Source organism: Thiothrix fructosivorans (assembly GCF_017349355.1).
GTDB classification, from domain to species: Bacteria; Pseudomonadota; Gammaproteobacteria; order Thiotrichales; family Thiotrichaceae; genus Thiothrix; species Thiothrix fructosivorans.
In genome coordinates this window covers 1,387,609-1,402,468 of sequence record NZ_JAFMPM010000008.1, presented here as the reverse complement: position 1 = coordinate 1,402,468, position 14,860 = coordinate 1,387,609, and the positions used below count along the sequence as shown (strand labels likewise).

Below are 14,860 nucleotides of genomic sequence, written 5' to 3'. Positions count from 1 at the left end.
AGTGGGATGTGGCATTATCCCACTTTTGCCGCTATCGGATGCCTCTTATGTCTGCACCTTCCAACGATGAACTCAAAACCCTGCTGCTGGATCATTACCACTGCACGTTTTTCTTGCCGCTGATCGGCTTACCCGACGAGTTCAAGCCAGAAGCCACCCGTAAAACTTATCCGGCGGGCAGTGCATCGAGCGAGTGTGACGCACAGGCATTTCACTTTTTCACCCCCATTCTGCGTAATATCTTGTTTGATCGTGGCACTGAAGATACTGAGCATTCGCCGCAAACCCTGACGCCAATGCGTGAATGGTATTTGCCCCAAGAGGTTATTCAGCCCTGGCGCATGACACTGCACAAAGCAGATGGTGACAAAGATGTAACCCCGCTGACACAACAAACTGCCCTCTTCCAATCGGTGCAACTGTTCCGGTATTTCAATGGTATTTATGTGCTGGCATTCACCGTCACACCAGAAGTCTTGCCACCACTACAAGAGCGGGTTAAACAAAAAAGAAACGAACTGGCAGAGGCAGAAAAACAAATACCCGTAGAGGAACGAAAACCTGCATGGGAATTGGATAAAGAAGCTGATGCGACTGTGAGCCTGTTTGCAGGCAGCATACAAAAGCTGGCAGATGTCAGCCCCTATGACCCTGATCGTGATGTCTATCCAAAATTACAACTGGAAGCGTGGTTACGCTTTTCCCGCTTGGGGCGGCAGCTCTACCGCAGTTTCACCGAACAGGGGGATGAGAGCAAGATAGCCAAACTGTGCCTGAATTCCGTGACCGGCGAAACATTGAAAACCGCTTTTGATGAATCCATGAAAAAGCTGGAAATGCCGGAGCATCCGGGTAAAGACCTGTCTCCCATCATTATTTTTTTGCTCCAACAATTCTTCAAACCGCAAGCAGCGGCGTTGGAAACTTGGTTAAAACAGAATATTGCCCTCTATGACGACCGTATGTTTATTAGCGTGGCTTACGGGTTGGCAGGCAAACAACACACTGACGAAACCCTGCATAAGATCAATACATTGGCAGGCTTCACTGACCGGGTTGCTGATTGCTGGGTAGAAGATTATCCCTACACTGCTGAAGTAACCGACCGTTATCTGCAAGGGAAATGCTTCGATTTGTGGAAAGCCGTTGGCAGTAACTATTTCTACACCGACAGGGTGAATGCCTACGTTTCAAATGGTGGGTTTTTCCGCCGAAGTATCGCTACCTGCCATATTCCACACCTGTATAACCGCATGTTGGTACAAGCATTGTTCTATCAGGCATCGTTACGTCATTACGACCACAAAATGATAGAGACCACCCTGACACTGCTGAAGGATCAAGACAAAATCAAGCTTATCAAGGAGCAACTCGAAGCATTCATTCGCTTTACCAACCAGTATTGGTTCCCGGAACTGACCGACCAAATGCAGGGCAAAGAGATTTTCCGCCTCCAACAGCAGGGGTTGAACTTGCAGGTACATTACGAGCGCATCAAGGAAAAAATCAGCCGCACGGATGAATACCTGAACGCTCAACGCGAAGCCCACAGCAGCGATTTAAGCAACGCGCTCAGCCAATTGAGCACCAAACTGACACATTGGGGTGCTGCCTTTGCCTTGGGGGCATTGTATCTGGCTGTACTACCTGTCTTAAACGATATGGTTAAAGACTTTAATACACCGTCACTCTCACTCTGGCAGTGGGGGGCAAAACACCTCCATGAAGGGGGAATGACGCTGCTGGTAGCCTTACCTTTGGTAGCCCTCATTAGCTGGGCATGGATAAAACGACCTAAACCATAAGCCTTGTTGGTTTGAGCACTGTATCCCTAGGTGCTGGAGGTGTTACTATACAAACACGTGCAGCGAGCGTAGATTTGCATGATTTTTCACCGCAAAAGAGGAGAAAACTGTACCCAATGCGCACAATCCCCTACAGTTTTCATGGTCTTGTCGGGCTAACGCGATCTATCCCTTTTGATATAGAAAAAATTGCCTCCCAAGTCATTGTAACCAAAGGGAAATTTTCGGCATCCGCCGTTTGAATGGCAGCCTGTTTGAGAAGGCGTTAAAACGTTTAACCAGTTAGTATAGTCAGTTTTTAGTTGAGTTTGAATGGCAGCCTGTTTGAGAAGGCGTTAAAACAGATATACTATAACCGGAACAGCTTGCATCTGTGGTTTGAGTTGCTGGGCAAGATCAAATAGCAGGTTTTCTAATTCGGTTTTTCCTTCTTTTATCGCGGCGAGATGATCTTTGCATTCGCCCAGATCATCAAACTTTAAGGACTGTATGTTTTCCTCATATTCTTTTGAGATAGCATCCATGCCCGGTATCTTGAAAGTTCCGAGTCTTACCCGACCACTTGCGAGAACAATAGGATTTTCCTCGCGTTTCTGGCGTTCAATGGCGGTGAGTTCTGCCTTGTTCGCCCTTAGCTGCTTTGCTTTGCTGAAAACGTCTTGAACGCGCTGCTGTGTGTGCGTGGTGATGGTCGATTCTGCTGATTCTGACCCGGTGATGACTTCAAACATTTTAAAACCCGTATATGTCATATAGGAATAAGAACACCAATAAAACACACTAATGATTTATTTTCAATATTGTGAAATAGAAATATTTTCTAATAAATGTGTGGTTTGTTTCGTTTGTTGTGCTTGTTAATTCTTGTTGTTTTGTTTTTCTTGTCAATTTGCTAAAAATGCGGGTTCGCACATAGCTCAATAACACACTACGTGCCGTTTTAAGGCTTTTGTTTTTTGAATAACACGCCCTGGCGCTCAAGAAATATCGCCTTATACCGGTGATTACAGCACTTAGAATATGCCGAATCTACGCAATAGATAAAAAAATTGCAAAAACCCGGCAGGTTAGGAGGAGTGCGAGCCTTACCACCTACGCCTTCTCATAGTCATTGATTTAATTTCTCAGGAAATGCGCCTATGTTCTTGTATATATTTAATATTTTCATAATGTTTTTCGTTAATCAATCCACTGCGTGATAAACCGCTAGGGTGTGACACGAGCACCTTGCGCTTGTGGATACTCGCTTTCCGTTCTTTTAAACTTATGCAAACTTAACCAAGGTCAAGTTTGCGGTTAAATTCCTGCTTCATTGGGGCTGGTTTCGTCTTCGGCTTGCGCTCAAGACCAGCGCCTTCCGTCGGGTAAGAACAGTACATTACTGCACCATCCTCCCCTAAGAACCGTACTTGTGATTTTCACCACATACGGCTCAAGCCTCTCTTCAGCCACTTTTCAGGGTGGTCGGCAACCCACGGTTTACACGGCTGTGTAATTGTCGGTGACAGTCCGGGTGCATTAAGACCAAGTTCCGCGAGTCATCCGTACCCCCTTTTACCCGCCATATAACATGGTGGACGTGCCACCCTGTTTGCTTGGTCAGGTTTGCCCACAAGCGGTACACTTGCCGTCCTGTGAGTGCCAGAGGTATTTGATCCTAGCGCCGTGGGCTTCCTCCTTGAAGTGGCGTTGAAACCGCTCCTCAAAGTATTCTTCCTGCGCCGGGTCATAGGGGTTCGCATCTGCCTTAATCTTGACATGCCGGACAATGGGAACAGAGGATGCCTTGAACAGGTCAAGCCACACCCCATTCCCTTTCCTGTCCAGCACCTTTACCCTAAACGTCCAGTTACACCCATTGTGGTGAGGCCAATACTAGCCTTGACCCACATTTTGGGTTTGTGGGGTGTCGCCCGTCTTGCCCATTTCCATAGCTTTTTCCAGATGGCATGATCAACATCGGAAAATGTTTCCTTTGCCACTTGGTTTTTGTGGTACTCCGTCCATCCCCGTATTTTGGGGTTGAGGAGGCGGATCAGGTTTTTCCTGTGTGGCGGTCTTATTACTGTCTATCAGTTGCCTGATGCCTGCCAAGAAGTTTTTTAAACGTTCTTCTTGGCAGGTTTGATCATCATCTTCCCGTTGTAACTTGCGGAAATTCCAGCCCAGAAAGTCGAAACCTTCTGAGATGTTCACCACCTTGGTCTTTTCCGGTGAGAGGATTAGTCCCCTTGCCTCCAGAAACCGTTCAGTGATGGTTTGGCTTCTTCCAGCACTTCCGGGCTTGTGCCCGTGATGATGAAGTCATCGGCATATCGGATATAATTGACCTTGGTCGCCCTGCCACGTCCAGTGATTTTTGGGAAGGCTTAGCCAGTTTACCCGCCAATCCGTCCAGTGCCATGTTTGCCAGTACGGGGGATATGATACCGCCCTGTGGAGTGCCTGCTTCCGTATCGGAGCGCACCCCTTTCCACACGAACCCTGCCTTCAGCCATTTCCTGAGTATCGCCGATCCGTAGGGATGTTGGCGAGCAACCATTCATGGCTAATGTTATCAAAGCACCCGGCGATGTCTGCCTCCAATACCCACTTTGCCTGCGTTTTTTGCGCCATGCTGATGAATATCTGTTCCGCTGCGTCCTTGCAACCCCGTTTTGGCCTGAACCCGTATGAGTTCGGGTCGGCTGTGGTTTCCGAGATGGGTTCAAGGGCAAGCAAGTGAAGTGCTTGCATAGCCCTGTCTTTCATCGTCGGGATGCCTAACGGGCGTTGCTTGCCGTTTGCTTTGGGAATATATACCCGTCTCAGTGGCTGGGGCTTGTAGCCCCTGCGTTTGAGACCCACTATTGCTTTGGCTTTGGCCGGTGGAGTGTCCCAAGTTTCATTGTCCACCCCGGCAGTCTTTTTGCCGCTGTTTTCCGTGACACGTTTGACCGCCATGCATTTGGCGTAAAACGAGTGGGTCAGTAGCCATTGCAAGGATTTTGCCTTGCGGTGCTTCCCTTCCCGGATTGCCTTTGCAATACGCACTTGCAGCTTTTGGGTGGCCTGATGTGCTTTTGCCCGGTCAATTCCGTGCCAATCCACCACGCCATCGGGGGTGGCACACTTGGCTTGCGCTTCGTTCATTTGTCCAACCTCCTGTAAAAGTCCTACAAACTCTCCTGCAAAGAGAGACCCGCCAGAAGTCTGCACCCTTTTGGGCAGGGTGATGTTTCAACCCCTGTCCACCCCATTACAGAGTGGCATTCGCTTTTTCTGGCATCCCATACCCGCATTCCCATCGGCTTCCCTTACGGTCGGCTTGCCATTGCTGGCGGGGATACGGGCTTATCCTGTTCCACTTGAGTGACAATGATGGGGTAGACCCTGCCTGTTCACCGATGGCTGTTGTGTCCGCGTAATCCCATGGAGGAGGGGATTAACCAGCCATTTGCCTTTTGGCTCAAGCTTGTCAGCATCTTTAGCTCGTTCTGCTTTACGATGTTTATCAGCAGTTCACTTTCGTTAGTCATACCATCAAGCCTAGCTCCCATCCGCATTGATGCTTACAGATAGCGTGTTTCCTCACGAAACCTACGCCGCCTTATGGCAGGTTACTTTGTCCTGACCGCTTCACACCGCACCGTTACCAGCACCGCATGGGTCAGTAGGCTACTGGTGGCGAAACACCAGGTTTCTCTTTTGCTTTTGACAAATGAAACAATCACTTAAGAGGCATCAGGTCGCACCCTCCACAGGCAGACACCGTGGAACTCACGGCGTGGTTGCTGAGCGTAGCCGAAGCATACTCTTGCAAATTCTTGGCAGCGTTTACGTCACGGTCATGAACTGCGCCACAAACGGGGCAAGTCCATTCGCGTACCGATAGTGGTAATTTGTCCACTTTATGCCCACAGTCGGGGGCAGAACAAGTCTTGCTGGAGGCAAAAAACCGATCAGCCACCACGACCACCGCACCCCGCATTCCCGCCTTGTATGCCAGTTGACGGCGAAACTCGAAAAACCCCATATCACTGATGGCACGGGATAAATGGCGATTTTTCACCATGCCCGATACGTTCAAGTCTTCAATGCCGATGGTGTGGAAACGGCGGGTTAAATCCGTAGTGAGTTGGTGCAAACTGTCTTGACGGATGTTGGCTATCTTGGCGTGAAGCTTTGCCAACTTCTGTTTTGCTTTGTGGCGGTTGGCACTGCCTTTGACCTTGCGCGACAGGCTGCGGGACAGCCGTTTTAGGCGTGAAAGCAAGGCTTTATGCGGCTTCGCCCCGACCACTTTTTCCCCCGTTGACAGCGTTGCCAGTGCGGATACGCCCAAATCCACCCCCACCGTGCTTTGGTTTTCGGCAGGCGGGAGCGAATTTTGATCCGTATCCACGGTGATGCTGGCGAACCACTGGTCAGCGGTGCGGGAAATCGTGGCAGAAAGAATTTTGCCGAAAAAGCGTAACGTTTCCCGCATCCGTACTAACCCAAGGTTGGGAATGCGGATGCGGGAAGCATCAAGCGAAAATTGATCGTTGGTGAGGGTGAAACTGTCACGGCTCTTGCCTTTCTTTTTGAACTGCGGGTACTGGGCACGTCCGGCAAAAAAGTTGTTGAACGCTTGCCCCAGTTGGATAATCGCCATTTGTGGAGCGTTTTTGGTGACTTCGAGCATCCACGGGAATTGTTCACGCTTGATGGCGTTCAATTGGCGGCGCAAGCTCATTTGATTGGGTTTGGGCTGGGTATTGTCGTCTTTCCTCGCGGCGTATTGGGTTTGCCATTCCGCCAACGCCCAGTTGTAAGCAAACCGAGCTGTACCTGCGGCTTTCGCCAAGTACGTGGCTTGTTTATTGTTGGGGTCTAGGCGGATTTTGTGGCTGATAATCATGAGGGATAGGATGCAATACAGCAGGTTTTGTGTCTAGGGGTGGGTGTTTTTGATGTTGCTATCGACAGATGAACGGTAGTCTGTGCCTTACAACTTCTCCAAAATGACAAAGATTGGAGAAGTTTGGGTGGGTTTTGTGGTAGCTGCTTCAAACCCTTTACTGGCTTTGATAGCTGCGATACGTACCCCGCCGCTAAAGTCTATAGTGTTTTTTCATGCTGTACGCTCAAGCGGCTTGTTGGTATTCTGTGAACACTGGATACAGACCTGATTCTTTGGCTTCCAGTACCACGATTTCGACAATATCGCCGCGTGCGGTGTAGCTGATATTCACATTCCAGCCTTGTGACACTTCCCGCGCTGGCAGTTCGTCGCTGAATCGCAGGACGAGAATATCGTCATCTTGATGGTAAATTGCTTTCATGGTGTTTTCTCCCAGTTAGTCATCACGGTTTTGATGATTAGCGCATTGCGCTCTATTGCCGCCGCGCATATCAAATTATCGGTTCTGCCTTCCAACGCCTTGAATATCCATAGATGTTCTGAATCTTTATAGAGTAGTTCGCCCTGCTCCACTAGCGTTTCCATTTCGCTCTGGCTGATACGCCGCGCTTCGATGCGCTCATCAGCATGGTGGGTGAGTATCACGCGCTTATTGAATCGTTGACTATGCCATTCCATTTTACTTTCCTTGTAGTCGTTTGGTGAGGGTTTCGGTTGCGTACTGGCGTTGGTACTCGGTCACGTCGCCCTGCTCTACGCCGTCCAGTGTGTAGCGAGCACCACCGTGCTGGATGGCTTGCAGGTATAGCCCGTGGTGGGTGTGCATCCTCAGCACTTTCTGTACGACGCGCTTGGATGCGGAAAACGATTCATCATTGATCAGCCGGAAAATCTCCTTTTCGATGCCAACGGAGAGCGGTTGATACATCACCCAAACACGAAAACCGTTGAGGCGTGCGTCGAGTTCCTGCATTCGCAGATCGGATGGCGGTGTTACCTGCTTTTTTGGGGCAGGTTTGCGCGGTGGCTTTTTGGGTTTGGTTTTGTTGCTGGGTGCTTTGGGTTTGGGTGGTGGCACGCGCTGCACTTGTGGCAGGTCTTCACGGCGGATAATGCGCTTGCCCGTGCGCTGGATTGTGCCAGATGGAGAATTTACCGCGCCAGTGTCGGCAGGCTTGCGGGTGATGCTTAGGGTTTTCTTGGGGGTGTCGGTCATGTCCAAACTTCCTGTGTCAGGTATTGATTGCCGCTGCTGCGGTCTTGGATGGGGTGAGTTTAGCCGATGTGAGGGTGAGTAGCCTATCGGTGATGATTTGCATGGGTTCACGGAGGCTTTCGAGGTCGGTAACAATGTAGCCGCCTGTTACATCCGCCGCGCCGGTTTTGTGATTGATCAAGCGTTTGAGGGTGTAGCCCTGTACACCGTTATTTTCCGCCGTGGTGGTGAAGGTGCGTCTCAGGTCGTGCATTGTCCACTGAATGCCGGTGCGGGTGCGAATGGCTTTGATGACTTCCTCCACACTGAAAAGCGGTGAGGTGTTGTCCGTGGCACGGAATACTAAGCCGCTGCCCTGCCCTGTCCACGCTTGCCACTGGGTGAGCAATTCGCGTGTGAAGGTGGTGAGGGGTAACACGTGGTTGTGGTGGTTTTTGGTGTCTTCGATGCGGATGGTATTGTTTTTCAGGTCGACATTTTCCCACAACAGGTTGCCCGACTCGCTGCGACGGTAGCCGCTGAAAAGGGTCAACAGAAAATAGGTGCGTGCTTTGCTTGCCAACGCGCCGCCGTACCATTCGGGCAGGGTGTCAACGGCTGCAAACCAGTTGGGCAGTTCGTCATTTTTGATAATGGTCTGTCTGCGCTCTACCCTATTCCATGCGCGGCTGTGTGAGAGTCGCTTGACGGGGTTGGCGGTGATGATCGGTTTACCCGCTGCATCAAAATATTCCTCAGCAGCATAGTTGAAGATGCACCTCAGCACGCGCATTTCATTGTTTGCCCGTGCCGCTGATTGGTCGCTGCGTTCGCGGTGGCGTGCTTCGACCATATCCCGCGTGATTTTTGTCAGGGGCAGTTCTTGCCAGTCAGGGAAACCGACACGCACGGCGCGTTCGTAGTCGCTGACGGTCGATGTCTTTAGATTCTTGTGCGATTTGAGGTAGTCCTGAAAGGCTTTTCCCAGTGTCAGGCTGTCGTATTGGCGGATCTCTGCTTTCTGCTGCGTGCTGGTCTGGCGGGTGGTTGCTATCAGGGACAATTCCCTGAGTGCTCTTTCCCGCGCCTGTACCACGGTCATGTGGGGGAATCCGCCCAACGTTACCCGCGCCGCCTTGCCATTCAGGAATTTTCTGATTTGAAAGGAACGCGTTCCCGCTTTGGTGAGCATCAGCAGCAATCCGTCGACTTTGGTGTCGTACACATACAACCGCCCAACGGTGGGCAGTTCGAGTGCTTCGAGCACTGCCTTGTTGAAGTTTAGTTTCTTGGTCATCCCCTACCCCATCCGGTGTCATATTGGCGGTTTTGATGGTAGCAGATGCCCCGCTACGGGGTCATGTTTGCCCTGATAGCGGGGTCATGGTTGATAGTAAGGTTCTGAGGGGGTGCGAGGGCTTGCGCGGCTTTCTGAGTCGCTAAACGCAAGGGTTGCGGGGTCGCGTTTCGGTAAAATGAGTCTGTTGATCTCTCACTCTTAAAATCTCTCGCTGGTAACAGCGTGCCGGTTCGAGTCCGGCTCCGGGCACCAATTAAATCAGTTGGTTAGCAGAACTATCCACGACATCCGAACTGACATTAAAAAATCCGTGCTACCGTTTTGCCTACTGTGCCACCTAAAAGGTTTTGAACCTCAGTAGGCAGTATGCCTTCATCTTCCCCCTACTTGCCAGTACTGGTTGCTACTTCGCATCAATACAGCAAATCTTCATACTCCTAAACCGTTGAACACCTTTTCCCCAATGACATTGACTCCTTCAGTTAACGGAATGTAGCCATGCGACTTGTGGAAAAAAGCGGCGAAGCATTGACATCCGCTAACAAATACCTAGATTGAATAATAAGTCTAACTTTCCAACTTTCTAACGTTTAGGCACGAACCCTGACGAAACAGCCGTTCGTTTACTTCAATCAATCCGTAGGTGCTATGCCAGTAGAGTTTTCTTGACCCATAGAACGCCAACCCGCCGCCTGTTGGCCTTGGTCGGCGGCCGCTTCTTAATGCTGTTGTGCCAAACCGGACAGCGCATTGTGTCCCAGTTGGCGCAGGGTTTCGATTATCTGCCGTTCTGCTTCATCGGCGCGTTTCAAGTCGTCACCCGTTGGCTTGTCTAACATAGAGGGACTCGTTTTGATGGGAAAATTTACCTGATATTAGACCATGCATCACTTCCGGTCACACCCGCTTACCTATCAATGAGTTACAAAATTTGCACCAACAGTTTTCGCCTCAGACATGGCTACCGTACAAGACATGGTAGTGATGCCTGCACACGCGCCTGACCAGCCTATGAATTTAGAGCCAGTCTTTACAGTGGCTGTGAGCTTGACACGGGTTCCGCCAATGTAATCTTCCATGCAATCCTCGCCGCAACTGATGCCCGCAGGCGAACTGCCCACAGTGCCTGAACCTGCGCCCGTTTTGCTAACCGTCAGGGTATAGACCGGTTTGAAGGTGGCAGTCACAGATTTGGAGGCTGTCATGCTAACGGTGCAGGTTGGTTTTGTGCCGGAACATGCGCCTGACCAGCCTGTGAAGCGGGTTCCGACGTTGGGTGTCGCAGTCAGTGTGACCTTTGTGCCAGTGGCATAAGGCTCGGTGCAATCAGTCCCACAGTTAATGCCCGTAGGCGTACTGATCACAGTGCCGTTGCCACTGTTCACCATGATTAATGGGAAAGTGATAATATTAAAATTTGCACCAACAGTTTTCGCCTCAGACATGGCTACCGTACAAGACATGGTAGTGATGCCTGCACACGCGCCTGACCAGCCTATGAATTTAGAGCCAGTCTTTACAGTGGCTGTGAGCTTGACACGGGTTCCGCCAATGTAATCTTCCATGCAATCCTCGCCGCAACTGATGCCCGCAGGCGAACTGCCCACAGTGCCTGAACCTGCGCCCGTTTTGCTAACCGTCAGGGTATAGACCGGTTTGAAGGTGGCAGTCACAGATTTGGAGGCTGTCATGCTAACGGTGCAGGTTGGTTTTGTGCCGGAACATGCGCCTGACCAGCCTGTGAAGCGGGTTCCGGCATTGGATATCGCAGTCAGCGTAACATTTGTGCCGATGGTATAAGGTTCGGTGCAATCAGTCCCACAGTTAATGCCCGTAGGCGTACTGGTCACAGTGCCGTTACTTGCTACCGTTAGGGTATAAACCTTATCAAACGTCGCAGTTACGGACTTGGAGGCTTTCATGCTGACAGTACAGGTGGATGCTGTGCCGGAACATGCGCCTGCCCAGCCTGTGAAGCGAGTTCCGACATTGGGTATCGCAGTCAGCGTAACATTTGTGCCGATGGTATAAGGTTCGGTGCAATCAGTCCCGCAATTGATGCCGATAGGTGTACTGGTCACTGTACCACCGCCCTTACCAGACTTGCTCACTGACAAAGCATAAGTCTGAAGGTTAAAGGTGGCGGTCACTGACTTCGCTGTTGTTACGGATACTGTGCAGGTCGACGCTGTTCCGCTACAAGCTCCACTCCATCCTGCAAACGTGGAACCAGAGGAGGCATTCGCTGTCAGTACCACGCTCGTACCCGATATATAGGAGGCACTACATCTTAACCCACAATATAACCCCATGGGTAAACTCGTCACATTCCCGTTTCCTGTACCAAGCTTGGTGACAGCCAGAGTATCGCCACGTGCCACGGTAAGTGAAAAGTCTGCCTCTACACCGGATTGAGTGGCAGCCTCGACAGTATATGTTCCAGCATCCAGCACCATCTCGATATGTGAGTGGTCAATACCGTAGTAATAATCATCATTAGTGGCAATAACCTGTCCATATCGACTGTCGCCAGACAGGAGGTAGATGTACGGATATGGTGATCTTGTTTGTCCTAGTTGTTTTGGACTAACCAGGTCAATAGTTACTAATTGGCGTGATGGGACAGTGAACTTGTAGTACTGCGCAAGACCGCCTTCCCTCCAATAGTGAACAGACTTACAGTCCCAATCCCATAACCCGCTGACAGTCTCCCCTATCGACATATCGGATTCCGTACAGGTAACTGATCTATAAAAAGTTGCCGTTACCGCTTTTGCCTCTGTCATGGAGACGGTGCAGGTCGGTGCAGTGCCACTACAAGCCCCACCCCATCCCCCAAATGCAGAATCGGAGTCTGCTGTAGCTGTCAATGTTACATTTGCGCCTGAGACGTAGGACCCGCTACAGATTTGGTAGCAGATGATCCCACTGGGTGAGCTGCGGACTATACCGTTACCTGCGCCAGTCCGGCTAACGGTCAAAGTATGGTCACCACCACCTGTAACCATAAGCAAGAATTCCCCGGTCTGACCTCCTTGATGAGTTGTAGCTTCTGCCGTATATGTTCCAGCAGGCAACGTCATGTTGATACGCGAGTTCCAACTACCTATTGCCGAATGATCGTCATTGGAGGCAACAATACTGCCATTTCTGTTGTCACCGACCAGAAGATACAGGTACGCATCTTGTGTACTAGACATAAGGTCAATAGTCACTGTCTGGCTTGATGGGACAGTGAAACTATAATACCTCGCATAATAAGCACTCCCCCTGTGGGCAGAAGTACATCCTGAATCCCATGAATTATTAACCGTTTGCCACAGGGATATGTTGGACACAGGACAAATAGGGACAAAAGTTGCTGAGACCGATGTTTCCCCAAATACCCTTATACCAGATAGTGTGCAGGTTAGCGCACTGCCACTACAAGCACCGCCCCAACCAGCAAACAAAAAACCGGGGGAGGGCGAGGCCGTCAGTGTCACTGTTTGACCGATATGATAATATGAACTGCAGGTCGATCCGCAGTCGATCCCAGTGGGGGAGCTGGTCACTGTACCGCTGCCCATACCAAGTTTAGAGACCTTTAAAAACGGGAAGAATGAGCCAGTGAGGCTACTAAAAGTATCATGTACTCCCCAAATCGTCACTACTGTGTGTTTAGCCGTATTGGGAGTATTTGCAGACAGATGACGCAATATGAGTTTTTGACCATTATTAATAACCCCCGGTGCGGCTGTATAGCTCCCTGCATCAATTTTATACTCTCCACCTGTAATACTAATCTCAGCAGGATAAATAACACCCTCAATAACAATTTGATCAGAATAAATATAAGTAGATAGATCAACACTTGTTTGATCACGAAAAGAAAATATATCTGGTGTTAGCCCATTTCGCGCCAATGCCTTCAAGCAGACATTGGCGGATTTTGTTTTTCCAAAATCAGTCCAAACCTTACCATCTTTGCTAACAAAACTCTGTCCTGTTGATGCAGTTGCCTTTTCACTATAACTGCTAATCGAAGACTCTATTGGGATAGGATATAAATAATCAGGTGTTTTTAATTTAACAACTATTGAAAATAATCTTCCGGGCGTAATAAGTGGAGTGGAAGTAATATGGACGGTATGATAGCCAGGCTTGACAATCGTGCCAGTAAGATTAACCATCATCGTACCACTTCTGGGATTGCCAGAAGATACATTATTGTAAATCATCAAGTTATAGGTACTGTTCGGTACTTGCGTATAAAAGCTTACACCTTCAATGGCAGTATCAGCACCGTTGTAACTCTCAGCACTAAAGATGTTCGAGAACCAAGCTGTATCACTATTGAAGCCACTGCTGTTTGTCCAGCCCAAAGGGTCGTACTCATAGACGTGGGAGAAGTTCCCGGTTGGTTCCGCATTATTGAATGCCGCTCCAGGATGCATTGTGGCATCATAATAAGATAAGTAAAAATATCCATTTTCTCCCCAGTCTATCCCCCAACTATTACGGACGATGAATGCCCCATCGCCGGGAGGAGTGATAGGAAAAGTATTACGGGAAATAGTATCATTCCACCCGACAATAGCAACGGCATGGTTCGGTGCATGGGATGATGTAGGGTTATACCAAGTATGAGCAGTAGCGTTATAATACGTTTCTTCTTCGCCTACATAATAGCTCATTGTTACAGGCCCTGTATTCATTAGTGCATCTTTGATAGCATCATTATCTAAATAGCCAGACCTGTCAGGAAGAAAGTCCACGTTTTGTACGTGTTTCTCCTCAGGAATTATTATTTTAGCACCACTAATTGGGTGTGGATAAGCTGCGTCTTGTCCCGGCCCAGACCACCTAGCCAAATAAGCGACCGCCATATTATCGTTCCCCCCGTTGCACCAAGCATGACTAAAGCCGTGGGAATCATTGAGATGAGCTTCAGAGAAATTTCGAGACTCAGCTACTGCCAACCCACCTTCCAGTGATGCATAGGCTGCATGAGCCCAACAGTCACCACACTGGTCTTGGTTTCGGACTGGGGGAAGTTTCTGAAATAAACGGAGATCGTAACTTGATGGAAATGAAGGTACTTTTAAGATACTCTGAGATGTTGTAGCTTTTTGCGGTGGCAAAGCTACGGGTGGAGGAATATAACCTAGTGTATGCCCATTAGTGGAAATGCTTGGAAATTCTTGGATTTTTCCCACGAACTTAGCTGCTTGGTATGCAGTAAAGTCAGGATTGACTGGCGCAAACGAGACATTTTCCGACATATTAGACAGTGCAGTTTTTTGTAGCAATATACTGATAACTATAAATACTAAAAATATGCCCGCTTTTTCAAAAAATGATGTTCTCATGACAAGCCCCCTCACATAGCTAACGGAGTACGGGTGTGAACAAAAGTGTGGTTTTGTTCAGTTATTGCACTCCGATATTCCCCACCCCCCCCCAGCTCCTCTCCCTCAAGGGGCGAGGTGGAGCAAGAAAATCAGGCTATGAGCCCCTCCCCCCTTGAGGGAGAGGAGCTGGGGTGAGGGGTAACGGCGAAGCCGTAGAGGAAAAACCACACTTTTGTTCACACCCACGGAGTACACATCTATTGAATCCTATTTGCTCTTAAAATAAAATAGGCTTATGGGTTGGGTTTGGATTAACTTGAGATATATCACAAAGATGAGAGA

The 14,860-nt window shown here is 49.4% G+C and carries 13 protein-coding genes; 1 reads left to right on the top strand and 12 read right to left on the bottom strand.

The features are described 5' to 3' along the window. Positions 1 to 47 precede the first annotated feature (47 nt). Positions 48 to 1,805 (top strand): hypothetical protein, encoded by a 1,758-nt coding sequence (locus J1836_RS20965; RefSeq protein WP_207253070.1) that lies wholly within the window; start codon positions 48 to 50, stop codon positions 1,803 to 1,805. 335 nt (positions 1,806 to 2,140) lie between these two features. On the opposite strand, the gene J1836_RS20960 is transcribed toward J1836_RS20965, so the two are convergent. From J1836_RS20960 to J1836_RS20925, 12 genes are all read right to left on the bottom strand, one after another. Beyond that, positions 2,141 to 2,536 (bottom strand): hypothetical protein, encoded by a 396-nt coding sequence (locus J1836_RS20960; protein WP_207253069.1) that lies wholly within the window; start codon positions 2,534 to 2,536, stop codon positions 2,141 to 2,143. A 713-nt stretch (positions 2,537 to 3,249) separates the two neighbouring features. Further along, complete coding sequence (locus J1836_RS22085) at positions 3,250 to 3,429, bottom strand: HNH endonuclease signature motif containing protein (protein WP_242632952.1); 180 nt, start codon at positions 3,427 to 3,429, stop codon at positions 3,250 to 3,252. Further along, positions 3,405 to 3,635, bottom strand: a complete 231-nt coding sequence (locus J1836_RS22080; protein WP_242632951.1) for a hypothetical protein — start codon at positions 3,633 to 3,635, stop codon at positions 3,405 to 3,407. Before J1836_RS22080 ends, J1836_RS22085 begins: the two co-directional genes overlap by 25 nt. 2 nt (positions 3,636 to 3,637) lie before the next feature. Then, positions 3,638 to 3,787, bottom strand: a complete 150-nt coding sequence (locus tag J1836_RS22075; protein ID WP_242632950.1) for a group II intron maturase-specific domain-containing protein — start codon at positions 3,785 to 3,787, stop codon at positions 3,638 to 3,640. Then, positions 3,759 to 4,004 (bottom strand): hypothetical protein, encoded by a 246-nt coding sequence (locus J1836_RS22070; protein ID WP_242632980.1) that lies wholly within the window; start codon positions 4,002 to 4,004, stop codon positions 3,759 to 3,761. Before J1836_RS22070 ends, J1836_RS22075 begins: the two co-directional genes overlap by 29 nt. Positions 4,005 to 4,295: 291 nt before the next feature. Next, positions 4,296 to 4,937: a reverse transcriptase N-terminal domain-containing protein gene (locus J1836_RS22065; RefSeq protein WP_242632949.1), complete on the bottom strand. Its 642-nt coding sequence runs from the start codon at positions 4,935 to 4,937 to the stop codon at positions 4,296 to 4,298. A 577-nt stretch (positions 4,938 to 5,514) separates the two neighbouring features. Further along, entirely contained in the window at positions 5,515 to 6,687 is a 1,173-nt protein-coding gene (locus J1836_RS20950) for an RNA-guided endonuclease InsQ/TnpB family protein (RefSeq protein WP_242632948.1), read from the bottom strand. Positions 6,688 to 6,913: 226 nt separating this feature from the next. Continuing rightward, positions 6,914 to 7,111 (bottom strand): DUF2283 domain-containing protein, encoded by a 198-nt coding sequence (locus tag J1836_RS20945; protein ID WP_207253068.1) that lies wholly within the window; start codon positions 7,109 to 7,111, stop codon positions 6,914 to 6,916. Next, positions 7,108 to 7,368: a DUF4258 domain-containing protein gene (locus J1836_RS20940; protein WP_207253067.1), complete on the bottom strand. Its 261-nt coding sequence runs from the start codon at positions 7,366 to 7,368 to the stop codon at positions 7,108 to 7,110. The genes J1836_RS20945 and J1836_RS20940 overlap by 4 nt, the downstream gene beginning before the upstream one ends. Position 7,369: 1 nt before the next feature. Then, entirely contained in the window at positions 7,370 to 7,906 is a 537-nt protein-coding gene (locus tag J1836_RS20935) for a ProQ/FINO family protein (protein WP_207253066.1), read from the bottom strand. A gap of 16 nt (positions 7,907 to 7,922) precedes the next feature. Next, entirely contained in the window at positions 7,923 to 9,182 is a 1,260-nt protein-coding gene (locus tag J1836_RS20930; protein WP_207253065.1) for a tyrosine-type recombinase/integrase, read from the bottom strand. 917 nt (positions 9,183 to 10,099) lie between these two features. Continuing rightward, positions 10,100 to 14,536: an InlB B-repeat-containing protein gene (locus J1836_RS20925; RefSeq protein WP_207253064.1), complete on the bottom strand. Its 4,437-nt coding sequence runs from the start codon at positions 14,534 to 14,536 to the stop codon at positions 10,100 to 10,102. Between the last annotated feature and the right edge of the window lie 324 nt (positions 14,537 to 14,860).